The organism is Nitrospirota bacterium, assembly GCA_040752355.1.
Lineage (GTDB): Bacteria > Nitrospirota > Thermodesulfovibrionia > Thermodesulfovibrionales > Dissulfurispiraceae > JBFMCP01.
Window position 1 is genome coordinate 26118 of sequence record JBFMHE010000008.1, and the last position, 19979, is coordinate 46096.

Consider the following 19979-nt stretch of genomic DNA (forward strand, 5'->3'; position numbering starts at 1 on the left):
GAGCATCTTGAATCAAAGCATATCTGAGCGCCTGTCCTGGCATCAGCGGACGGCCGAGCATTCTCTCGAGGAATTGAAGTCCGGGCCGGACGGACTGCCGTCCGCAGAGGCGGCAGCCCGCCTTGCCGAGTACGGACGCAACGAGCTGCGGGAAGGCAAGCGCCGGAGCCCGGCGGTGATGTTCCTCGGCCAGTTCACGGACTTCATGATCCTTATCCTTATCGCCGCCGCCGTTATCTCGGGCATCATCGGCGACCTCACCGACACCATCGCCATCCTGCTCATCATCATCCTGAACGCGGTCATCGGCTTCGTCCAGGAGTACCGGGCGGAAAAGGCGATGGAGGCGCTCAAGAAGATGGCCGCCCCCGTGGCGCTGACGGTGCGGGACGGCGCTCCGGTGAATGTCCCTGCAGCGGAGCTGGTGCCGGGCGACATCGTGCTGCTCGAGGCGGGAAAGATCGTGCCCGCCGACATGCGTTTGATCGAGGCGGCGCAGCTGCGGATCGAAGAGGCTGCCCTCACCGGCGAGTCCGTGCCCGTCGAGAAGCATACCCGCGCCCTGCACGACGAGTCGCTTCCGCTCGGCGACCGCAAGAACATGGTCTACAACGGGACGATGGTCTCCTATGGAAGAGGGAGCGGCGTGGTCGTCGCCACCGGCATGGAGACGGAGCTCGGCAGGATCGCCTCGCTCCTCCATACCGACGAGGGGATGAAGACCCCGCTCCAGAAGCGGCTCGCTGCATTCGGCCAGAAGCTGGCGGTAGCGGTCATCGCGGTCTGCGTGCTCCTCTTTTTCGTGGGCGTGATGCGAGGCGAGTCGATAACCCTGATGTTCATGACCGCCCTTACGCTCGTTGTCGCGGCGATCCCGGAGGCGCTGCCGGCGGTGGTGACGATATCGCTTGCGCTGGGCGCAAAGAAGATGGTGCGGCAGAACGCCCTGGTGCGGAAGCTCCCTGCGGTCGAGACCCTGGGGTCGGTTACCTACATCTGCTCGGACAAGACCGGCACCCTGACCCTGAACCGCATGACCGTCGAGGAGCTCTATGTCGAGGGCAGGGTGGTGGGAGCGGAAGAATTGAGCGCGGAAGGAACAGGCGCCCGGAAGCTGATGCTCACGGCCCTTGCGCTGAGCAATGATGCGCAGCAGGGAGCGGAAGGGGATATCCTGGGAGACCCTACCGAGGTGGCCCTCTACAGCATTGCACAGGAGAAAGGCTTCGAGAAGGCATCGGTCGAAAAGGAGCTCCCCCGTGTTGCCGAGCTGCCGTTCGATTCCGACCGGAAGGCGATGACCACGTTTCATAGCGTGCCTCCCGATTTTCCCGCAGCAGGGAAAGGGGGATTCGTCTCCTTCACCAAGGGAGCAGTGGAGTCGCTCGTGGAGAAGGCAGCGGACGAGCTGACTGCCGAAGGAGTGAGGGAGCTCGACAGGCGGGCGCTGCTGAAGACCGCTGAGCGGATGGCGGCAGAGGGGTTGCGGGTCTTATGCATCGGGATGAGGCGGTGGGAGGCGGTACCTCAGGAGCTGACCCCCGAGGCGGTCGAGACGGGCCTGACGATCATCGGGCTGGTGGGGATGATGGACCCGCCGCGGGAGGAGGCGAAGGAGGCGGTCTCGTTGTGCAAGAGCGCGGGGATAAAGCCGGTCATGATCACGGGAGACCATCCGCTGACGGCCCGTGCCATAGCGCAGCGGCTGGGCATCCTGGAGCGTGAGGAGGGCAGATCGATCACGACGGGGCGGGAGCTGGAGAAGCTGCCGCTGGAGGAGTTCGAGGAGCGGGTGGAGCATATCCGGGTGTATGCGCGGGTAGCGCCCGAGCAGAAGCTGAAGATCATCCGGGCGCTGCAGGACAGGGGACAGTTCGTGGCGATGACGGGAGACGGGGTGAATGACGCTCCTGCGCTGAAGCGTGCGGATATCGGGATTGCCATGGGGATTACCGGCACCGATGTAGCGAAGCAGGCGGCCCATATGGTCCTTCTGGACGATAACTTCGCCACCATCGTCAAGGCCGTCAAGGAAGGCAGAAGAATCTTCGACGGGATCGCGAAGATGATCCGCTATATCCTCTCGACCAATTCGGGCGAGGTCATGCTCATCTTTTTCGCCCCCCTCTTCGGGCTGCCCCTGCCGCTCCTGCCGATCCATATGCTCTGGCTCAATCTCATTACCGACGGCCTGCCGAGCCTCGCCTTTGCCGCAGGACCTGCCGAACCGAATGTAATGGGCAGGCCGCCCCGGGACCCCAAGGCCGGGATCATCGATATGCGGATGCTGGTGAGCATTCTCTGGACCGGCTTCCTCCTGGCAGGCATCGGGATCGTGCTCCAGGCGGGTACGATGAACGGCGGCTTCCAGGGAAAGTGGCAGACCATGGTCTTCACCTTCATCTGCCTGGCCGAGCTCGGCGCCGCACTCGCCCTCACCTCGGAGCAGCAGTCGTTCTTCAGGATGCCTCCGGGGAAGATCAGGGCAATGCTGGGAGCGGTGCTCGTCACGTTTCTGCTCCAGATGGCGGTCATCTATGTGCCGTTCCTCAATCCCGTATTCAGGACGGTCCCGCTGTCCGGCCCGGAGCTGCTCCTGATCCTCGCCCTCTCCTCGGTGGTCTTCTTCGCCGTCGAGATCGAGAAGTGGATACGGCGGCGTACGGTCCCCTCCAGCCGGTTATGATAGAATAGTGGCTTATATCCATGAAATCATATGCAGTACTGAAAATCGCAGCGAGGAGGCGTTTATGGCTGACGTAGTGATGAAGACCGATTTCAACGATGTCAAACTGGTCAGGCGCGGCAAGGTGAGGGATGTCTACGAGGTGGACAACTATCTCCTCATCATCGCCACCGACAGGGTTTCGGCCTTCGATGTGGTGCTGCCCAACGGGATTCCCGATAAAGGGGCGATGCTGACCCGTATATCCCTCTATTGGTTCGATCAGATGAAGAGCGTTATCGAAAACCATATCGTTGCCACGGAGGTGAAGGACTATCCCGCGGTGCTCCATAAGTACGGGGCGGTGCTCGAAGGCAGGAGCATGCTGGTGAAGAAGGCGCAGCCCCTGCCGGTCGAGTGCATCGTCCGCGGCTATCTCTCGGGGTCGGGATGGAAAGAGTACAAGGAAAAGGGGACCGTCTGCGGGATCGCGCTCCCCGGCGGCCTCGTCGAATCGTCCCGGCTCGATGAGCCGATCTTTACGCCGAGCACGAAGGCGGAAGAGGGTCACGATATCAATATCAGCTTCGATGAGATGAAGAAGATCGTCGATCCCGCCCTTGCCGAACGGCTCAAGGAGGTGAGCCTCGCGGTGTACAAGAGGGGCAGGGAGATCGCGGAGAAGAAGGGAATCATCATCGCCGACACGAAGATGGAGTTCGGGCTCTACGAGAACAGGCTGATCCTGATCGATGAGCTCCTTACCCCCGACTCGTCGCGGTTCTGGTCGATCAAGGAGTACCGGCCCGGCAAGGGGCAGGACAGCTTCGACAAGCAGATCGTCCGCGATTATCTCCTCACCCTCGACTGGAACAAGACTTATCCAGGGCCGGTCCTTCCCGATGAGATCGTACAGAAGACCGCAGCCCGCTACCGAGAGATCGTGGAGATATTGACGAGATAGCGCGCAAGAGCTGAAACGATGAACGATTTCCAGAAACTCATCGATATCATGGCGGCGCTCCGTTCCGAGGACGGCTGCCCCTGGGACAGGGAGCAGACGCGGGAGTCACTGAAGCCTTTTCTGGTCGAGGAGACCTATGAGGTGATCGAGGCGATCGACGAGGGCGCCCCTTCGAAAATAAAGGAAGAGCTCGGCGACCTGCTCTTCCAGATCGTCTTCCACGCTCAGCTTGCGAAGGAGCGCGGCGACTTTACGATGGACGATGTCATCGATGCGATCAGCCGCAAGATGATCGGCCGGCACCCCCACGTCTTCGGCGACGCTCAGTTCGGGACCGCCGAAGAGGTGCTGAAGCAGTGGGAAGACCGCAAGAAAGAGGAGGGAAAGAACCGGGAATCCATACTGGAGGGGATCCCGAAGGCGCTGCCTTCGCTCCTCAAGGCCCACCGCATTCAATCCCGGGCAGCGCGGGTGGGCTTCGACTGGAAGCGCATCGAGGAGGTGCTCGAGAAGCTCGATGAGGAGCTCGACGAGTTCCGGAAGGCCCTCGAGAGCGGGGAACAGGAGCATATCGAAGAGGAGCTCGGCGATCTCTTCTTTGTCCTCGTCAATATCTCCCGCTTTGCCGGCGTCAGCCCCGAGAGCGCCCTCCAGAAGACGATCGATAAATTCGCCTCCCGGTTCCGCTACATCGAAAAGAAGGCCGCCGAAGCAGGACGGTCGCTCTCCGATATGACGCTCGAGGAGATGGACGCCCTCTGGGAGGAGGCGAAGACCTCTCCCGAAAACCGGTAATAAATCAATAATTTTCCTTTTGACATTTGAGGTAAGTACATGGTATAACTGAATATTGCGATACTTTGTCTCGTAATTTCAGTAACCCTTGTACAGGGAAAAAGGAGGACTCAGCAGTCATGGCGTTCGAAGGAAAGGTGAAGTGGTTCAATGAGGCGAAGGGGTTCGGCTTTATCCAGCAGGAGAACGGGGCGGATGTATTCGTGCATTATTCCGCGATCAAGAGCGATGGATTCAAGACGTTAGCCGAGGGCCAGAAAGTCCAGTTCGACATTGTCGAAGGAGATCGCGGACCGAAAGCGATCAATGTAGAAAAGGTCTAATATCCGACAACTATACATAATGAACTAATTCCGAATAGCGGGGCCTGCACAAGGCCCTTTTTTATTGCCCTCTTCCCGGCCTCTCCCCTTGAGTGAGATGCTTGCCACCTCTTTATAATTACACCCCCCGGCTGAAGGGCGTTTGTTGACAGCCGGGTCGTTTCGTGCTACGTTGTTCTTAGACGCACTCTTTTTCTCTCCCGGTAAAAACCACACACCGTTGTCCCCCCGGAAGGAGGTCCCATGAAACAGCTGATCGTGGCTCTCATGATGTTGTCCTCTCTCGTTACGGCGACCGGCTGCAGCTCGCGAGGCGGAAGCGCCGTGCTCGGCGCAGCCGGAGGAGCTGCGGCAGGGGCGGGAGGCTATGAATACGTGGCGCGGCGTGAGATACAGAGGATCGAAGAGGACTACAAGGCGGGAAAAATGGATCAGAGGGAGTACGAGATACGCAGAGACCAGATACAGAGGATGTCCATATTGAGGTAGTGCAGGAGGGCTTTTTCTTTTGTTATACCCTCTTGAGATAGTCCGCGATCATTGCCATTACATGATCGAGCTGATCCAAGGGGGTATAGAAGTGCGGCGAGAGGCGGATGCCGCCGCTGCGGAGGGCGCAGAGGACATCGTGCTGCATCAGATGACGGTAGAGAGGGGCGGGATCGGTGTCGCGAAGGCGAAAGGTCACGATACCGGCAGAGCGGCCAGGCTCGCCCGGGGTCACGAGCTCCAAAGCCGCCTCTGAACGGATACGGTCGAAGAGGTGCGCCGCCCGTGCGCTTACCCGCCGCTCCACCTCCTCCATTCCTGTCTCGAGGAGCAGCGAAAGGCTCGCATCGAGCCCGTGAATCCCGAGCATGTTCGGGCTGCCGCATTCGAACCGGCGCGCCGTCTTCGCCACGCTCCACTCCCTCGTATCGAAATCGCCGAGCGGATCGACCATGTGCCAGCCGTACTGGGTGAGCCGGAGCCGGTCGCGCGCACCGGGACGCGCGTAGAAGAGGGCGAGGCCCTCGGGCCCGAGCATCCACTTATGACCGTCGGCCATCACGAAGTCCGCCTCCACCTCCCGGACATCGAACGCTGCTGCGCCGAGGCTCTGAATCGCGTCGATGCAGAAGAGTATCCCGCGCTTTCTGCAGAGCTCGCCGATACGGGAGAGGTCCATGCGGAGGCCGGTTCCGAACTGCACCGAGCTGATCGTGACGAGGCGCGTTCTCCCGTCGACGAGCGCAAACAGGGCGCCCTCGGGCGTTGCGGCGGACGCGAGGTCCGCTTCGCGGAGCTCCACCCCGCAGGCAGCCAGGGATTCCCACACGATGCGGTTCGAGGGGAACTCCTGGTCGCTGCTCACGATGTTGTCTCCTGCTCTCCAGTCTATTCCGTAAGCGACGACCGAGAGCGCCTCTGAAGTATTCTTGAGGAGGGCGATGTCTCCCGCAGAGGGGGCGTTCATGAGCAGCGCTGCCTTCGCCCGGAGCTCCGCCTCGACCCCGAGCCACTCGGCGGCATAGTTGCACGAGCTCTGCCGCACATTCTCTTCGGCGAAGCGTTGAACGGCCCGGGCTGTCCTCGTCGGCCATGGGGCGACCCCGGCGTGGTTGAGATGGATCAGACCGCTCCGGAGCTGAAACTCCCGATCGAGCAGTTCCTCAGCAGAGGAGGTATGTTCGTTACCCATGGTTTAATTATAAATGATTCGCCGGCGGGAGCGGTCAATCATAAACGACTCGCCTCTGAACCTCTCCGGTCCTTGCAAGTGCCCGCAGGGCCTTCTTCTTGCGTGTGTCCCGATTCTATGCTATGTAATAGGTAAAAGGCGCAGGGGTTACCCCGTACCGAGCCGTTATCATCCAGCGATGGTCTTCGGAAGCATCCCTACTTAAGCTCACAACCGATGCCTTCTTTCCTGCTGCCCGTCAAGAGCGCCTGAAGGAGATGAAATAATGCCGGTTATTTCCTATGCCGGAAAGGTCAACGCGCCTGATTTCCCCAAAGGACTGGAATGGCTCAATACCGAGCACCCGCTCTCGCTCCGCGAGCTGAAGGGGAAGGTCGTGCTGCTCGACTTCTGGACGTATTGCTGCATCAACTGTATTCATGTTATCCCGGATTTGAAGCGGCTCGAGGCAAAGTACCGCAGCGAGCTGGTGGTTATCGGCGTGCATTCCGGTAAATTCAGCACCGAGCGGGAGACCGCCAATATCCGCGAGGCGATCCTCCGCTACGGGATCGACCACCCCGTCGTGAACGACCGCTCCTTCGAAGTGTGGGACGCCTATACGGTTAACGCCTGGCCGAGCTTCATTCTCATCGACCCCGAGGGAAAAGTGGTCGGAAAGCATTCCGGAGAGGATATCTTCGATATCTTCGACAGGGTGATACGGGGTATGATCCGGGAGTTCGACATGTTCGGGAAGATCGACCGGCAGCCGCTCTCCTTTGTTTCCGAACAGCAGCGCGCCCCCCGCTCGCTCCTCTCGTTTCCCGGCAAGGTCGCCAGCGACGGGACGCACCTCTACATAGCCGATTCGAACCATAACCGCATCGTCGTCGTCGCTCTCGCCGACCACAGCGTTGCCGACACTATCGGTGATGGTACGGAGGGATTGGCGGACGGGAGCTGCGAGAATGCCCGGTTCAGCAGGCCGCAGGGCATCGCCGTGAGCGGGCAGGTGCTCTATGTGGCCGATACCGGGAACCACGCGGTCCGCGCCGTGGACCTCGCGAAGAGAAAGGTGGTCACCCTGGCCGGGACAGGCAGGCAGGCGCGCCGTTTCAATGTCAGCGGGAAAGGTACGGCTGTCGAGCTGAACTCGCCCTGGGACCTTGTCGTTCACAACGGTATTCTTTATATAGCCATGGCGGGTCCGCACCAGCTCTGGACGCTCGACCCCGAAACCGGCTGGGCGCGCCCCCATGCAGGCTCGGGCCGCGAGGGGCTCATCGATGGCCCCCTTGCCGAAGCAGTCCTCGCCCAGCCGAGCGGCATCACGACCGACGGCAGACGCCTCTACTTCGCCGACAGCGAAGCGAGCGCCGTTCGCGCAGCCGACCCCGATGCCGGGGGCATGGTCGAGACCTTCGTCGGCGAGGGACTTTTCGAGTTCGGTGACAGGGACGGCGTCGGGACGGAGGCGCGGCTCCAGCACCCTCTCGGCGTGCTCTCCCATGAGGGGGTCCTGTATGTCGCCGATACCTACAACAACAAGATAAAGAGGATTGACCCTGCGAGCAGACGCTGCGAAACCGTCATCGGCGCCGGACGGCAGGGAATGACCGACGGTCCCGCCGGAACAGCGGAGCTCAACGAACCCAACGGGCTGACGCAGGCGCACGGGAAGCTCTACATCGCCGATACGAACAACCACCTGATTCGTATCTTCGACCTTGCGGCGCAGGAGCTCTCGACGATGAGCCTGCAGCATGCGGATGCGCTCCTGCCGCCGCAGCGCAAGCGAGATCCGTTCGAGGGAAAGCGGGTGGAGCTCCCGGAGCAGACCGTGGCAGCGGGAGCGGGCGCTATCGAGCTCACCGTACTCTTTCCCGAAGGGTTGAAGCTGAGCGCTATGGCGCCGTTCTCATTCCGCTGCAGCTTTGAGGACGGGAGCGCAGTGCGCATGGCGCCGGGTGTCGCGGACCAGACCCTCCCTCATCCCGTGTTTCCGCTCAGCCTGCCTGTCGCCTTCTCCCCCGGCGCTGTGCAGGGCGCCATAGATCTCATCGTCTACTACTGCCAGGCCGGCAGAGAATACCTCTGCTTCATAAAGCATCTCCGCGCCATCGTCCCGGTGCGCGTTGTCGAAGAGGGCGGCGCGCGTACGGTACGGGTCGAGGTTGCCATAGATGCCGCTGCGTAGCGGCTGCTGCCGAAGGGAGGCGTAATGGATACGAACACACAGAAGAGCATCACCCGGACCGCCGGATACCGGTATCTGCTTTTTCTCCCGAACCGCTACCTCGACCAGGAGGAGCCGTGGCCGCTGGTCCTTTTTCTCCACGGCGCGGCTGAACGGGGTAACGATCTGAAGAGGATAAAGGCCCACGGGATACCGAGGGTCGTCGAGGAGCGGAAGGACCTTCCCTTCATCGCCGTCTCTCCCCAGTGCCCTGAGGGCGAGTACTGGATACCGGACATGCTGGCCGTGCTGCTCGACGAGGTAGAGGCCGAGCACCGCGTCGACCGCGACCGCATCTCTCTCACCGGGATCAGCATGGGAGGCTACGGCGCCTGGCGCATGGCGATGGACTACCCCGACCGCTTCGCCGCGCTCGCGCCGATCTGCGGGGGAGGCGACCCCGACGAGGTATGCAGGATCAAGCACCTGCCGGTGTGGGCATTCCACGGGGCCAGGGACAGGGTCGTCCCGCTTTCGGAATCGGAGGAGATGGTGAACGCGCTGCGGAGCTGCGGCGGCACGGTGCGGTTTACGGTATATCCCGATGCCGGCCATGATGCATGGACCGTAACGTACAACAACCCGGAGCTGTACGCATGGCTGCTGCAGCACCGGAGACAGGCCGTATTCAGTAACGAGTAACTACCAGGAGGTGCAGAATGGCAACTGTTTACAGAGAACCGGCAAGCACACGGACAACGGAAGTGGGATTCTTCAGGCGTATATCCTGGGGAGCGATCTTCGCAGGGACGATAGTCGCTCTGGTGATCGGCCTGGCGCTCAGCCTGCTGGGCATGGGTATAGGGCTGGGGACCATCAACCCGGCGACGGAACAGAATCCCCTCGGCGGCATAGGGATAGGTGCCGGCATCTGGATGGCGATCAGCACCCTGATCTCGCTCTTTGCCGGCGGCTGGGTGGCGAGCAGGATGGCGGGCTATCCCCGCTCGCTGCTCGGCGTCCTGCACGGCGTCGTCGTCTGGGGGCTCGTGACGCTCTTCTCGTTCTACCTGATGACGACGGCGATCGGCATGCTGTTGAGCGGTGTGGCGGGTGTGCTCGGAAGAGGCATCTCGCTCCTGGGCAGCGGGGTGGCAGCCGTTGCCCAGCAGGCGACGAGAGGAGAAGGCGATCCGGTCCAGACGATCATTAACCAGGCGCAGCAGCTCTTCTCCCAGAGAGGAGCGACACTGGACCCCGAGATGAGAGAGTCGCTCCAGAGCATCCTCACGGGACAGGACGTGACGCCTGCGGACCGCGAGCGGGTCATCAGCATGCTCGCGCAGCGCACGCAGATGAACCGGAGCGAGGCGGAGCAGGCGGTGAATACCTGGATCCAGCAGCGGCAGCAGGCGGAGCAGTTCCTGCAGCAGGTCCCGGGCACGGCGGCGCAGGTGACGGAGCAGGCCATGAGTGCGCTCTCGACTGCGGCGATCTGGGCCTTTATCGCGGTGGTGCTCGGCGCGATAGCAGCAGCGGCGGGGGGCGCCGTCGGCACTCCCAAGGATGTCTTGATGCCGACGGAAGAGGCGAGGCGCTAGGGCTCCGGCAAGAGAGCCCGTTCACCACAAAGGGCGGTCCGCTGTCACAGGGACCGCCCTTTTTATTGGTGCGCCCGTCAGGTCCGCTTGTTGCGATAGACCGAGGACTTGAAGTGTTCCGGATGGAATGAGGCGAGGCGCACTACTGTGAGCCGGGGAAACCGCCGGCGGATCTCTTCTTCCGAGACGCGCTGATCGTATCCCAGGGCGATGACATCGGGCCCGAGCTCGTCCACTATCTCGAAGAGATCGGTGTCGAGGTGCCCGAGAACGACGAGGTCGGCGATGCGGGCGGACTCGACATTGGCGCGCCGCTGCTGCTCGTCGTGGGAGGGGAGAAACCCTTTTATCCGTCGTACCGTCTCATCCCGCGCCACGATGACCATCAGCTCATCGCCGAGGGATTTCGCCTGCTTGAGAAAGTCGAGGTGCCCCGGATGAAAGTGGTCGAAGGTGCCTGCGCAGATAACCTTTCTCCCCATGAGTTCCCTCCCCATGAGTTCAATGATACCAGAAGGGCATACTGCCTGACAATCAAAGGATCGGTCGGCATAAAAGATGTTGACAACCGGCATATTTTGCTCTAAAAGGTAAGTAGAATGTCAGTAACGAGGGGGACTGCGGCAGCAGGCGCCGCGCCCTGAGCATGCCGCTGTGAAAGGAGCGCCGGCACGAAAAGGAGGGGACGACGATGCGGCTCGGTGCAGGGCTCAGGATGGAGTGGCTTTTCGGATCGATCTTCGACGCTCGCTTGTCGAGGAGAAGAAGGCGAAAACTGCGCAGGATGCTCAGGAAGGTCGCACGCGTAGCTCTCCACCTGTCCCTCCTGGGACTGGTCCTCTTCTCGATGTCCGCCTTCCCCCTCGAGACAGGCATGCTGCTCCTCGCCCTCATCTTCCTCAGCCTGCTGAACAGGGAGCCGGAATAGCATTCAGAATTGGAGAGTCTCAAAACGAGAGGGATAGCATCTTAAACGGCGTTATCCCTCTTTTCCCTTTCCACTTCACGGTTTAGTTCACACCCAGGCTGTTTTTAGATGGAAACGTCTGCGCTATGCTGAGGATGTGCGGTGTCCATCGAAGAAATCGCGGATACGTTTAACCCTTCCTTTTAGAATTGACTGACTAGCCCATAACTGGTATAGCAGAACTACTATATGAGAGCAGAGCTTGTTTTGCACGACAAGGTTAAGAAGCCGACGGCAGCATTATTGAAATCAAGGGGTGGGCTGTGCCGGCTGTGAAGGGCTCACCCCACGGCTATAAATATTCTCTGGTTTATATCAGGCACGGCAAGCGCGTTGTGTGCTATGACAACCACGAGGGCAAGGGCGATCACCGGCATTATGGCAATAAAGAAGAGCCGCACAGGTTCAGCGGCATTGACAAGCTTTTTGAGGACTTTTACAGAGATGTAAGGAGGGCAAGAAAACATGAGAGTTAAGAATGTCACCGTAGGGATAAAGAGCGTCGAGGCGATGCTTAGCGAGGCAAAGGATGTAATGAAGCGTCTCGATAGCGGGGAGAAAGTGAGAAAAAAGAGACCGGGCGTTTATTTTGAAAACCTTGAGACAATGAGAAAGGCTATTACAGAGGAAAGGATACGGATCATCAAGGTTATTAAAGAGAGACACCCGGAATCCATCTACGAGCTTGCAAAGATGCTGCATCGGAATATTAAGAACGTTTCTGATGATGTCCACTACCTGGCGGGGTTGGGCCTTATCGAGTTGGAAAGAGCGAAAGCCAACGGCAGGGAAAAAAAACTACCCTCTGTGAATTATGACAAGATTCTTCTGGAGATACCGGTTTAGGAAAGACAGCAACGGTGCAAGAAAGGCATTAGTTGATAAATGTGCCCGTACTCTTTTTATAAAGCGACTCGAAGTGAAGATAGCCTGAAAAACCGCAGATCAGCTATAATTCAAGGAAACGGAGGTGAATAACAATGAAAAAAGAATTCACCGTAATTATCGAACAGGATGAACAGGGATATTTTATTGCGGAAGTCCCTGAGCTTGCAGGATGCCATACACAGGCAAAGTCTCTTGACGTGCTCCTTGAACGGACAAAAGAGGCAATTCAACTCTGCCTTGAAGTGTATGGGAGAAAATCTCCTAAGACACATCTCGTCGGCGTTCAGAAAGTAGCGGTATGAGCCAATACCCCTCCCTTACCGGGAAGCAGCTCATCTCCCTATTGAAAAAAAAGGGTTTTGTTGCTACCAGACAAAAGGGAAGCCATGTATTTTTGCAGCACCCTGATGGAAGGGCAACAGTAGTGCCGGTCCACTCTGGTGAAAGTATTGGACCGGGACTGTTATCAAAGATCCTGAGGGATGTTGAAATGACGAGAAATGAATTGATAAAGAGCCGATAAAACGGTAAATCCCACCCGCCGCTCCGCAGCTACGAGGGTTACCCGCAGTCCTCGCTCAGTCATTTTGCTTGTGATCCTGTCATGCACCTTACAAAGAGTGCCTTCATGATCCTTTGACTCCGCACGGAACATTCCGGCACGGGCAAGGGCAAGGGTCCGGTCGATTCGACCTCATGCCAGGGGAAGCACATGCCCTCGCTCCTCCAGAGCCTGCCCCGTAATTATTTAATACGGGGCTTGTCCTTTTACCCGCCGATTAGTGTGGCGGGTGCTTTGTAAAGCTTCCGCGATGCTTTCAGCAAGTCTCGGCCAAGCGCCGGATATGATTTCAAATTGACAAAGCGCAGGAGGACAAGAAGGAGGCAATGAAGAAAGCCTCTTCAGTAGTGGAAAAGCTCAAAGCGATGAAGCTGGGCAAGGCAGCGGAGATCGTCAAAGAGGGCATAGAGGAGACATTACGGTATTATCATTTCCCGAGCGAGCAGTGGAGGAAGATACGGATGAATAATTCTCTTGAGCGGATCATGAAAGAAATTAGGCGGCGCACACGGGTAGTCGGATCGTTTCCTGACGGCAACTCCGCCCTGATGCTCGTAGCGGCACGGCTCAGGCATATCGCCAGTACGAAGTGGGGACTGAAGCAGTATCTGAAAGTGGACCGGCTCGATGAGCAGGCCAGGGAGTTAGCAGCTTAAGGCACGGCCACATTGAGGGCACCATTAAAAGTGCGAAAAATTCTTGACACTATCACAGACTCTCCATCCACCCGATGAACCAAATTATACCATAACATGCTGATGGTAAAGGAGATTAAAGAGAGGTGAATTGTTGAAAATGAAGGATGGAATAAGTGGAGCTGAACGGGATCGAACCGTCGACCTCTTGAATGCCATTCAAGCGCTCTCCCAGCTGAGCTACAGCCCCGAACAATCCAAGTTTGTTACCTTACACCGGAACGAACGAAAATCAATAAATAGTTACTACAAAATCCCTTGTGCTTTAAGCTCTAAGCGGCCTTTAACTGATTTAAAATGCTTTTCCCGCCGCACTGCTTCAGCGCGTGTCTGGTACACTTCTTTATAAACCAATCGCCACGGCCGTTGATTTCTTGTTGAGAGACTTTTGCCATTATTGTGCTCTCCAAGTCTCTTCTCCAAATCCGAGGTCTGGCCTACGTACGAGGTTCCCGTTGCATCGCTCTTGAGAATATATACAACGTAGGGCATGCGAAACGGATTGAGGCCAACCGTCGACCTGTCGATACGACCGCTCTCCCAGCTGAGCTACAGCCCCGAGATATATAAATTATCATCTTGCCAGGTATGATGTCAACAGAGCGTTGACAAAGGATTCTATCCGTGCTACTAAGAAAGTAGCATCCGCTGCGATGCCGTTCTGCACCATTTTCCATCTGAAGGAGGCTCCTCATGCAACGGTATACGCCGCTCTTTTCCCTGCTCGTCGCCGGCATGCTCATCATGAACGGTGCCGCCTGCGAGAAGAAAGGTCCGGCAGAGCGCGCCGGAGAGAAGATCGATGAGGGAGTGGAGAAGGCCGGGGAGCGCGCCGAGGAGGCGGGCGAGAAGGTGAAGAAGGAGCTCGAGAAGTAGGCGCGCACGGCAGCAGCTCTCCCGGGCTCGTCTGCACCGGCTCCTTAATAAACCACGTTCAGCACTTCATCGATGCGCTGCAGCGCCTGGAGCATGCATGCCGCTTCACCGGGAGAGAGCGCCTTGCCTCCGCCTGACTCGAGCACCCCGGCAACGCCGTCGAAGGCCTCCTTCACATTGAGATCGTTATCCATTCCCGCCACGAAGGCGGCCTCGACCCGGTTGACCAGGGGACATGCCGCTGGCTTCGGGCCGGCCCGCTTTTCCGTCTTCTTTACGTATGTCTTGAATCGGCGCAGCCTGTTTGCAACCTCTTCCATGGCCCGGTCCGAATAGTTCAGCCGCGTCCGGTAATGGCCATAGATGAGGAAGAACCGTATTTCGCTGAGCGAATATCCCCGCTCCTGAAGCGTTTCTGTGTAAAGGATGTTCCCCTTGCTCTTCGACATCTTATGGCCGTCGACATAAAGATGGTGACCGTGGAGCCAGAAGCGCGCCATCGGATAGGGCCTGATCGTCTCGAGAATAGCGAGGTTGTAGTCGTGGTGCCTGAAGAGATTGTCGATCCCCCCGCAGTAGATCGAGAGCGTCTCATCGAAGCAGTCGCTGATCATGCTCGGGTCCTGTATATTCCATGACGGCCTTCCCCTCCCGATCGCCGTCTTCCAGGCGCCGTGCGGCGTCCCGTGCCAGAGAATGAAATCGCCGAGGTTCCACTGCATGCCGGGATAGGTATCCCGGTGGAAGCGGCGCTTTCTTTTCGGCCATCGGGACATATCGAGGCCGTAGAGCTTGCCGAAGCCGGGGAAGGTGAGGGGATCGAAGTAGACGCTTCCCTTATACCAATAGGCGCTGCCGCGGTCGAGGAGCTCTTGAATGATCTCGACCGCCTTCTCCACATGCTCCGAGGCGCGGGGGAGGTAGTCGGGCATCTTTATCCGGAGCTGCTCCATCTCTCTGCAGAAGGTGCGGATGTTCTTCTCCGTAAGGGCGCGCACGGTGGTCTTCTTCTCCCGGGCCGCCTTGTATGCCTTGTCCTCCACATCGGTGAAATTCATGCCCCGCCGCACGGCGCATCCCTTGTACTCGAGATAGCGCACGACGATATCCTCGAAGAGAAAGGTCCTGAAATTGCCGATATGCGACCGCTGGTAGACCGAGGGGCCGCAGGTGAACATGGTGACCACCTTCTTGCTGACAGGGTGGAAGGTCTCGAGTCTTCTTCCCAGGGTGTTGAAAAGTTTCAACATACGACCTCTCTTTATTTTATTCTACCGTGACTTTTTTCCAAAGTCCGCTGCGAAACCGTGCCGCCATCAGCATGCCCTGGATCACCATGGAGACCACCATCGCCGTCCAGACCCCGGGAGCGCCGAAGTCGAGGACGATGGCCGCAAGATACGCCAGGGGCAGCCTGATGAACCACATCGCGATGATGATCACCCACATGGTCCCTTTCGTATCTCCCGCGCCCTGGAGCCCTCCCCCGAGGATGGCGCTCAGGGCCATGAAGGGTTCGGAGAGCATGGTGATCCTCAGGTAGCGCGTCGTCTCTTCGAGCACGGCGGGGCTGTTGGTCACGAGGGCGGCGAACCGCTCTGCCCCTATGAATATTATAAGCGCCATCGAGCTTACGAGCGCTATCCCGACTGCCGCCATGTGCCATCCCGCCTTCTCCGCCCGCACGACCTGCCGGGCGCCGAGATTCTGTCCCACGAGCACCGAAGCGGCCATATTGAGCGCAAACGCGGGGAGATAGATGATCGCTTCGATCCTGAGGCCGTTCGTCAATGAGGCGAGGGCGGTAATGCTCCCCTCATCGAGCCGGCTCAGGACGTTGTAGAGGACGATGCTCCCGGCGTTCCAGGCGATCTGGAGCATGGCCGCCGGCCAGCTGAGCCTGAATACTCTCTTGATGACGGAAGCCGACACCCTCCAGGGTCCCTCGTAGAGCGCCCGCCACCGGCTGAAAGCGAAGAGGCCGAAGTTGATGAGCATGCCGGCGGTCATGGCGAGGGCCGTCGAAAGGGCGATGCCGACATGGCCGAGCGCGGGAACGGAAAAGAGGCCGAGGGCGAAAACGAAATTCCCGACGATGTTGATGACGCTCACAAAGAACATGGTGAAGAGCGTCTTCTTCACCTCGCCGCTCGAGCGGAATACGGCGTTGGTAATGATTACTATGTAATTCGGCCCTACGGCAAGGGCATAGATGCGGAGGAAGTCCTCGGCGATCTTCCTGATGTCCGGAGGAAAGCCCGCAAGGACCACGATATCGCGGTACAGGAGGAGCCCTGCAGCCGTTATCGCGGCAGCAGCGAGCAGGCTGAACAGGAGCGACTGGCGGGCAAGGCCCACCGCCTCATCGAAATTGCCGGCGCCGAGGGCGCGCGAAAGGAGCGCCACCGTGCCGATGCTGATCGCGTTGGCGATGATGATGATCAGGAAGAATATCTGGCTGACGAACCCTACGGCCGCCTGCACCGGCGGGCCGATGAATCCCGCTACGTAGACATCGGCCAGTCCCACGAGGAAATTGAAGACCATGATGAGCAGCATGGGCCACGAGAGCTGCCAGATAGTCGTCCGCAAGCTCCCTTCAGTAAGGTTGACCGTCCTCTCCTTCAGTGCTCTTCTCCTCCACGGCAGCACGAACGGCGTGCAGCAGGATACGCCCTCCTCCAATCTTACCAGGTAATCGTACCGGCCAGGTAATCGTGCCGGTCCGGCCGGGTCGCCGGGTTGGATACTGAGGGCCAACAGGGTATCCTACCAGAAATCACCTGCGCGCTGCGGGAAGCGGGGAGCTGAGGGGTTGCCAAGAATGAGCACGGTGCTATGATTGAGATAAGGGGAGGAACCGATGAGACCTTACCATTACCGTGCCGTGACAATCATGCTTGCGGTTGCCGTGCTTGTCTGTACTGCATCCGCCGGGTCGCTGGGATACCTGAGCATACCGTGCGGCGGCCCGGTTGCGGGCGGCGGTCCTGTTCCCGTCTATGCGGACCCCGACGAAGTGAAGCGGAGCATCTTCCTCAGCGACAGGGAATCGGCAGCGGGCTGTGAAGCGCTGGACAATACCCCTGTCGAGATCTTCGAGGAGGACCGCGTCGAGGTGGAGTTCCGGGGCGTCTACGTGAAAGTGCATGTCCTGGAGGGAGACTGCAAATATAATTTTTCAGGTAATTTGAGAAAAGAGAAAAAAGAGGTCTATTGAAGGTAAGTACCTAAGTTATAAAAAAAAAGGATATCCGGGGTCTCGGAATCCAGTTTGAGAAAAAATGCCAGTTTTACCACCTATTTACCACCCAAAATGAGAAATTAAAAGGGGCTGCAACAGGGCTTTAAAAAGGGCGCGAATACATTAATTAATGTATTTTTATATCGGGCGCGATCCCTTAATTTTTTCCGGCCGCATGGTCCATACCATTATCCCGTAGCGCTCCGATACCGATCTCAGCCGCCTCATTTCACGCTCGCCACCCCCTCTCTCAATGATGAGGACAACAGCTGGCCGCTTCCCCGTCTTCAGGGAATAGTACAGGCTCTGACCGATCGCCTCGGCCCACTTCGGCGCGAAATCGAACTCTACAGCATACTCTTCCGTCAGGCAGTCCACCCTGGCTCCATCATCGAGCACGTATTCCAGGGTGCCATTATGTGCAGTGCACCAGGCCTCCTGGTATTCACGTTCCTTGTGCCGATGAGCGGCAAAGGAGTAGTTACCGAAACACAATAAAAGAATGAGCAGCGGTATAACTATCCATCTGTTCATTTCGCGGGCGCGATCTTTTTTCAAAGACCGATCACTCCCTTGGCCTTCTCCTTCTCATCAGGTCGGCTTTTCTTTACCGGGGCATTACTCTCTGCTGCTTCACCCTCAAAAGCAATAGAGAAGAATTCTCTGAAAGCTGGCCGGGCTGTCGTGGGCCTATCCTGAGAAAAAGTCCCTTCCACATAGGTCTTGCTTGAATTAATACGAACAGCTACCTTTTGTGCGCTGATCATCTTTTGCAAAAGCGCCTTATCCATTAAATATTGCTTTACAGACCAGTTTGAGGGTGGAAGATAAAAGCCTGGCAAAATAACTTTAGGTGAGTAAGCGGGTGGGAGATAGACCCCTTCGGTAGAGGAGATATCCGTCATTGAATCAATCGATACAAGTTTTAAAATTTCTCCGTCGATATTCAAGAGCAAGGACGGCTCTGAAAAGTAAAAGACCCCTTGGACCATAGCAATCAATATAATCTGATCACCTGGCATCGTAGAGCGCCGCTGCAGCCCCAGCTTAAAAGCGCACCCGCTCAGAGATGCTTCTTTGCATATCCATGCTGGCTCCATAGTAATTTCCGTGGCCCCATCAAATTCAGACTGAGCGGTCTTTATAGCGCCGGGCATTGACACACAGCCGAGGACAGCAAGAGTGATAATCAGTACGGCGGATGCTTTTACGGTGCTCATAACTCCCCCTCTTAGAATATCGGTTTAGACTTCCTGCAGCACCCACTTCACGCGGCCGATGATATTCTCGGTCTGGAATTCCTTCAGCGGCACCGAGAACACCGGGTACCGCGCGTTCCGCGACTTGAAAACTATATCACTCGGCGTCGTATAAATCTCCTTTAGGACAGTCCCGTCGTAGGGCAGCCAGATCGCATAGATTCGTCCGCTCAGGATCTCGCGGTCATGCGTGTCGATCCCGACGAACGCGCCGTCGTGAATGTAGTCTTCCATGCTGTCGCCGCGCACCTTTACGACCTGTATAGACGGCTTCCAGAACTCCCGCGGCACCGCGATCGTCTCAATCGGGTCCGTCTCGACCAGCATCTTGCCCATTCCTGCCCCCCCCAGAGCATGCACCGTAACTGAGACCGCATCACTCTTCATAAATTCGGCAGGCTGCTCAGCGATAATCATCGATCTCTCCGCCGGAGCCCGATACATATAACTCTCTTTCTCGGTCGTCCTTCCGGTTAACAGCCAGGTCGCATTAATATCCGTATGGCGAACAATCGCTGCGATAGTCTCTGCGCTCGGCTTCGTCTTCTCATTCTCGATATCAGACAGGGTGCCCTGAGAGATACCGATTATAGAGGCAAACTCAGCTACTTTGTAATGCTTTTTCTCACGATACTCCCTTAGTCTTGCTCCAATCGGCATAGCGATTTTTTTTCTTGACATCTTATCGGCATGACGATATAATGTCGCCGATGGATAAAAAATCATCCAAGCAGACGCACAAATATAGCACAAATAAGGAACTTATTAAAGGCCTTATTTTTCTTTCCGGATTCCCATCTGTGGGCGCATTCGCTTCTGCGCTTGGCACCACGCTCATGCAGCTTTCGCGCGTGATCAACGGAGATCGCCAGGGCCGAGCAATGCGCCTCGCAATCATCAGGGAGATCAGAAGAGGCCTGCACAGGAAAAAGATACGTGGCATTCGGGTCATCTATAAAGACCTCTGGCCCGAGCTCCGGTCGAAACCCTCATCACCAGCGAAAGGCAGCGGGGCGTGATATGGTAAGGCTCCTCGCACTCAGCCGCGTAGTATCCGTTCGTCTGGCACTGGTAGGCGTGGGGGCACGTTGCGAACATATAAAAGATCGTCTTCAGGTCCCTCACGCCATCCAGCTCCGCGGGGTAGAGAAACGCCCCGCACTGCTTGCAGATCAAGCCGGGATACCGCTTCACCGGCCATGCATCGGGAGGCTCGCAGCGCACCACCTCCCGGTGGCCGAACGTGCATCGATAGAGGACGCCCGAAATCATGATGACAGTTTACCCGCCCGCTCCGGAGG

The 19979-nt window shown here is 58.0% G+C and carries 24 protein-coding genes, 1 tRNA gene and 1 pseudogene; 16 read left to right on the forward strand and 10 right to left on the reverse strand.

The window, feature by feature from the left end:
* Positions 1-7 precede the first annotated feature (7 nt).
* From AB1805_07265 to AB1805_07285, 5 genes are all read left to right on the forward strand, one after another.
* Positions 8-2686, forward strand: a complete 2679-nt coding sequence (locus AB1805_07265) for a cation-translocating P-type ATPase (protein ID MEW5745217.1) — start codon at positions 8-10, stop codon at positions 2684-2686.
* 64 nt (positions 2687-2750) lie between these two features.
* The gene (locus tag AB1805_07270; GenBank protein MEW5745218.1) at positions 2751-3629 is read left to right on the forward strand and encodes a phosphoribosylaminoimidazolesuccinocarboxamide synthase; all 879 of its coding nucleotides are present in this window, start codon (positions 2751-2753) and stop codon (positions 3627-3629) included.
* An 18-nt stretch (positions 3630-3647) separates the two neighbouring features.
* Positions 3648-4424, forward strand: a complete 777-nt coding sequence (gene mazG, locus AB1805_07275; GenBank protein MEW5745219.1) for a nucleoside triphosphate pyrophosphohydrolase — start codon at positions 3648-3650, stop codon at positions 4422-4424.
* 119 nt (positions 4425-4543) lie between these two features.
* Entirely contained in the window at positions 4544-4747 is a 204-nt protein-coding gene (locus AB1805_07280) for a cold-shock protein (GenBank protein ID MEW5745220.1), read from the forward strand.
* A 243-nt stretch (positions 4748-4990) separates the two neighbouring features.
* Positions 4991-5236 carry a hypothetical protein gene (locus AB1805_07285; protein ID MEW5745221.1) on the forward strand — a complete coding sequence of 82 codons (246 nt, stop codon included), beginning with the start codon at positions 4991-4993 and terminating at the stop codon, positions 5234-5236.
* A 22-nt stretch (positions 5237-5258) separates the two neighbouring features.
* On the opposite strand, the gene AB1805_07290 is transcribed toward AB1805_07285, so the two are convergent.
* A complete protein-coding gene (locus AB1805_07290) occupies positions 5259-6428 on the reverse strand; it encodes an aminotransferase class V-fold PLP-dependent enzyme (protein MEW5745222.1) in 1170 nt (389 codons plus the stop codon).
* 265 nt (positions 6429-6693) lie between these two features.
* Here AB1805_07290 and AB1805_07295 point away from each other — a divergent pair, with 265 nt between their 5' ends.
* Genes AB1805_07295 through AB1805_07305 form a run of 3 tightly spaced genes read left to right on the forward strand, consistent with a single transcriptional unit; the run spans position 6694 to position 10187 of the window.
* Positions 6694-8607 carry a thioredoxin-like domain-containing protein gene (locus tag AB1805_07295; protein MEW5745223.1) on the forward strand — a complete coding sequence of 638 codons (1914 nt, stop codon included), beginning with the start codon at positions 6694-6696 and terminating at the stop codon, positions 8605-8607.
* 24 nt (positions 8608-8631) lie between these two features.
* The gene (locus AB1805_07300) at positions 8632-9288 is read left to right on the forward strand and encodes a prolyl oligopeptidase family serine peptidase (protein ID MEW5745224.1); all 657 of its coding nucleotides are present in this window, start codon (positions 8632-8634) and stop codon (positions 9286-9288) included.
* A 17-nt stretch (positions 9289-9305) separates the two neighbouring features.
* Positions 9306-10187, forward strand: coding sequence for a hypothetical protein (locus AB1805_07305; GenBank protein MEW5745225.1), 882 nt, complete (start codon positions 9306-9308; stop codon positions 10185-10187).
* A 77-nt stretch (positions 10188-10264) separates the two neighbouring features.
* Here AB1805_07305 and AB1805_07310 read toward each other — a convergent pair whose 3' ends face one another.
* Positions 10265-10669 (reverse strand): adenylyltransferase/cytidyltransferase family protein, encoded by a 405-nt coding sequence (locus tag AB1805_07310; protein ID MEW5745226.1) that lies wholly within the window; start codon positions 10667-10669, stop codon positions 10265-10267.
* A gap of 209 nt (positions 10670-10878) precedes the next feature.
* Between AB1805_07310 and AB1805_07315 the strand changes: the two genes are divergently transcribed.
* The 6 genes and pseudogenes from AB1805_07315 (at position 10879) to AB1805_07340 (ending at position 13260) form a co-directional block, all read left to right on the forward strand.
* Positions 10879-11115, forward strand: a complete 237-nt coding sequence (locus AB1805_07315; GenBank protein MEW5745227.1) for a hypothetical protein — start codon at positions 10879-10881, stop codon at positions 11113-11115.
* Positions 11116-11417: 302 nt separating this feature from the next.
* Entirely contained in the window at positions 11418-11630 is a 213-nt protein-coding gene (locus tag AB1805_07320; protein MEW5745228.1) for a DUF6516 family protein, read from the forward strand.
* Positions 11620-12000: an ArsR family transcriptional regulator gene (locus AB1805_07325; GenBank protein MEW5745229.1), complete on the forward strand. Its 381-nt coding sequence runs from the start codon at positions 11620-11622 to the stop codon at positions 11998-12000. Before AB1805_07320 ends, AB1805_07325 begins: the two co-directional genes overlap by 11 nt.
* A gap of 134 nt (positions 12001-12134) precedes the next feature.
* Complete coding sequence (locus AB1805_07330) at positions 12135-12344, forward strand: type II toxin-antitoxin system HicB family antitoxin (GenBank protein ID MEW5745230.1); 210 nt, start codon at positions 12135-12137, stop codon at positions 12342-12344.
* Entirely contained in the window at positions 12341-12565 is a 225-nt protein-coding gene (locus AB1805_07335) for a type II toxin-antitoxin system HicA family toxin (protein MEW5745231.1), read from the forward strand. Before AB1805_07330 ends, AB1805_07335 begins: the two co-directional genes overlap by 4 nt.
* Before the next feature lie 341 nt (positions 12566-12906).
* Positions 12907-13260, forward strand: a pseudogene (locus AB1805_07340) (transposase).
* Between the two features lie 156 nt (positions 13261-13416).
* On the opposite strand, the gene AB1805_07345 reads toward AB1805_07340, so the two are convergent.
* A tRNA-Ala gene (locus AB1805_07345) sits at positions 13417-13489 on the reverse strand.
* A 56-nt stretch (positions 13490-13545) separates the two neighbouring features.
* Positions 13546-13791 (reverse strand): GIY-YIG nuclease family protein, encoded by a 246-nt coding sequence (locus tag AB1805_07350; GenBank protein MEW5745232.1) that lies wholly within the window; start codon positions 13789-13791, stop codon positions 13546-13548.
* 201 nt (positions 13792-13992) lie between these two features.
* On the opposite strand from AB1805_07350, the gene AB1805_07355 reads away from it, so the two are divergent.
* Positions 13993-14175, forward strand: coding sequence for a hypothetical protein (locus AB1805_07355; GenBank protein ID MEW5745233.1), 183 nt, complete (start codon positions 13993-13995; stop codon positions 14173-14175).
* A gap of 44 nt (positions 14176-14219) precedes the next feature.
* Here the strand turns inward: AB1805_07355 and AB1805_07360 are convergent, their stop codons facing one another.
* The gene (locus AB1805_07360) at positions 14220-15425 is read right to left on the reverse strand and encodes a class I tRNA ligase family protein (GenBank protein MEW5745234.1); all 1206 of its coding nucleotides are present in this window, start codon (positions 15423-15425) and stop codon (positions 14220-14222) included.
* A gap of 16 nt (positions 15426-15441) precedes the next feature.
* Positions 15442-16935 (reverse strand): MATE family efflux transporter, encoded by a 1494-nt coding sequence (locus tag AB1805_07365; protein MEW5745235.1) that lies wholly within the window; start codon positions 16933-16935, stop codon positions 15442-15444.
* Between the two features lie 103 nt (positions 16936-17038).
* Between AB1805_07365 and AB1805_07370 the strand changes: the two genes are divergently transcribed.
* A complete protein-coding gene (locus tag AB1805_07370) occupies positions 17039-17395 on the forward strand; it encodes a hypothetical protein (GenBank protein MEW5745236.1) in 357 nt (118 codons plus the stop codon).
* Between the two features lie 162 nt (positions 17396-17557).
* On the opposite strand, the gene AB1805_07375 is transcribed toward AB1805_07370, so the two are convergent.
* From AB1805_07375 to AB1805_07390, 4 genes are all read right to left on the reverse strand, one after another.
* Entirely contained in the window at positions 17558-17953 is a 396-nt protein-coding gene (locus AB1805_07375; GenBank protein MEW5745237.1) for a hypothetical protein, read from the reverse strand.
* Between the two features lie 20 nt (positions 17954-17973).
* Positions 17974-18639 (reverse strand): hypothetical protein, encoded by a 666-nt coding sequence (locus tag AB1805_07380; protein ID MEW5745238.1) that lies wholly within the window; start codon positions 18637-18639, stop codon positions 17974-17976.
* 24 nt (positions 18640-18663) lie between these two features.
* Positions 18664-19338 (reverse strand): LexA family transcriptional regulator, encoded by a 675-nt coding sequence (locus AB1805_07385; GenBank protein MEW5745239.1) that lies wholly within the window; start codon positions 19336-19338, stop codon positions 18664-18666.
* 288 nt (positions 19339-19626) lie between these two features.
* The gene (locus tag AB1805_07390) at positions 19627-19950 is read right to left on the reverse strand and encodes a hypothetical protein (GenBank protein ID MEW5745240.1); all 324 of its coding nucleotides are present in this window, start codon (positions 19948-19950) and stop codon (positions 19627-19629) included.
* Positions 19951-19979: the final 29 nt, after the last annotated feature.

Excerpts from the sequence above, each read along its gene's own strand:
- AB1805_07385 (MEW5745239.1), bottom strand. The coding sequence starts at position 19,338 with ATGCCGATTGGAGCAAGACTAAGGGAGTATCGTGAGAAAAAGCATTAC.
- AB1805_07305 (MEW5745225.1), top strand. The coding sequence starts at position 9,306 with ATGGCAACTGTTTACAGAGAACCGGCAAGCACACGGACAACGGAAGTG.
- AB1805_07290 (MEW5745222.1), bottom strand. The coding sequence starts at position 6,428 with ATGGGTAACGAACATACCTCCTCTGCTGAGGAACTGCTCGATCGGGAG.
- AB1805_07335 (MEW5745231.1), top strand. The coding sequence starts at position 12,341 with ATGAGCCAATACCCCTCCCTTACCGGGAAGCAGCTCATCTCCCTATTG.
- AB1805_07355 (MEW5745233.1), top strand. The coding sequence starts at position 13,993 with ATGCAACGGTATACGCCGCTCTTTTCCCTGCTCGTCGCCGGCATGCTC.
- AB1805_07310 (MEW5745226.1), bottom strand. The coding sequence starts at position 10,669 with ATGGGGAGAAAGGTTATCTGCGCAGGCACCTTCGACCACTTTCATCCG.
- mazG (MEW5745219.1), top strand. The coding sequence starts at position 3,648 with ATGAACGATTTCCAGAAACTCATCGATATCATGGCGGCGCTCCGTTCC.
- AB1805_07380 (MEW5745238.1), bottom strand. The coding sequence starts at position 18,639 with ATGAGCACCGTAAAAGCATCCGCCGTACTGATTATCACTCTTGCTGTC.
- AB1805_07315 (MEW5745227.1), top strand. The coding sequence starts at position 10,879 with ATGCGGCTCGGTGCAGGGCTCAGGATGGAGTGGCTTTTCGGATCGATC.
- AB1805_07360 (MEW5745234.1), bottom strand. The coding sequence starts at position 15,425 with ATGTTGAAACTTTTCAACACCCTGGGAAGAAGACTCGAGACCTTCCAC.
- AB1805_07300 (MEW5745224.1), top strand. The coding sequence starts at position 8,632 with ATGGATACGAACACACAGAAGAGCATCACCCGGACCGCCGGATACCGG.
- AB1805_07370 (MEW5745236.1), top strand. The coding sequence starts at position 17,039 with ATGAGACCTTACCATTACCGTGCCGTGACAATCATGCTTGCGGTTGCC.
- AB1805_07295 (MEW5745223.1), top strand. The coding sequence starts at position 6,694 with ATGCCGGTTATTTCCTATGCCGGAAAGGTCAACGCGCCTGATTTCCCC.
- AB1805_07280 (MEW5745220.1), top strand. The coding sequence starts at position 4,544 with ATGGCGTTCGAAGGAAAGGTGAAGTGGTTCAATGAGGCGAAGGGGTTC.
- AB1805_07350 (MEW5745232.1), bottom strand. The coding sequence starts at position 13,791 with ATGCCCTACGTTGTATATATTCTCAAGAGCGATGCAACGGGAACCTCG.
- AB1805_07390 (MEW5745240.1), bottom strand. The coding sequence starts at position 19,950 with ATGATTTCGGGCGTCCTCTATCGATGCACGTTCGGCCACCGGGAGGTG.
- AB1805_07375 (MEW5745237.1), bottom strand. The coding sequence starts at position 17,953 with ATGAACAGATGGATAGTTATACCGCTGCTCATTCTTTTATTGTGTTTC.
- AB1805_07285 (MEW5745221.1), top strand. The coding sequence starts at position 4,991 with ATGAAACAGCTGATCGTGGCTCTCATGATGTTGTCCTCTCTCGTTACG.
- AB1805_07330 (MEW5745230.1), top strand. The coding sequence starts at position 12,135 with ATGAAAAAAGAATTCACCGTAATTATCGAACAGGATGAACAGGGATAT.
- AB1805_07270 (MEW5745218.1), top strand. The coding sequence starts at position 2,751 with ATGGCTGACGTAGTGATGAAGACCGATTTCAACGATGTCAAACTGGTC.
- AB1805_07325 (MEW5745229.1), top strand. The coding sequence starts at position 11,620 with ATGAGAGTTAAGAATGTCACCGTAGGGATAAAGAGCGTCGAGGCGATG.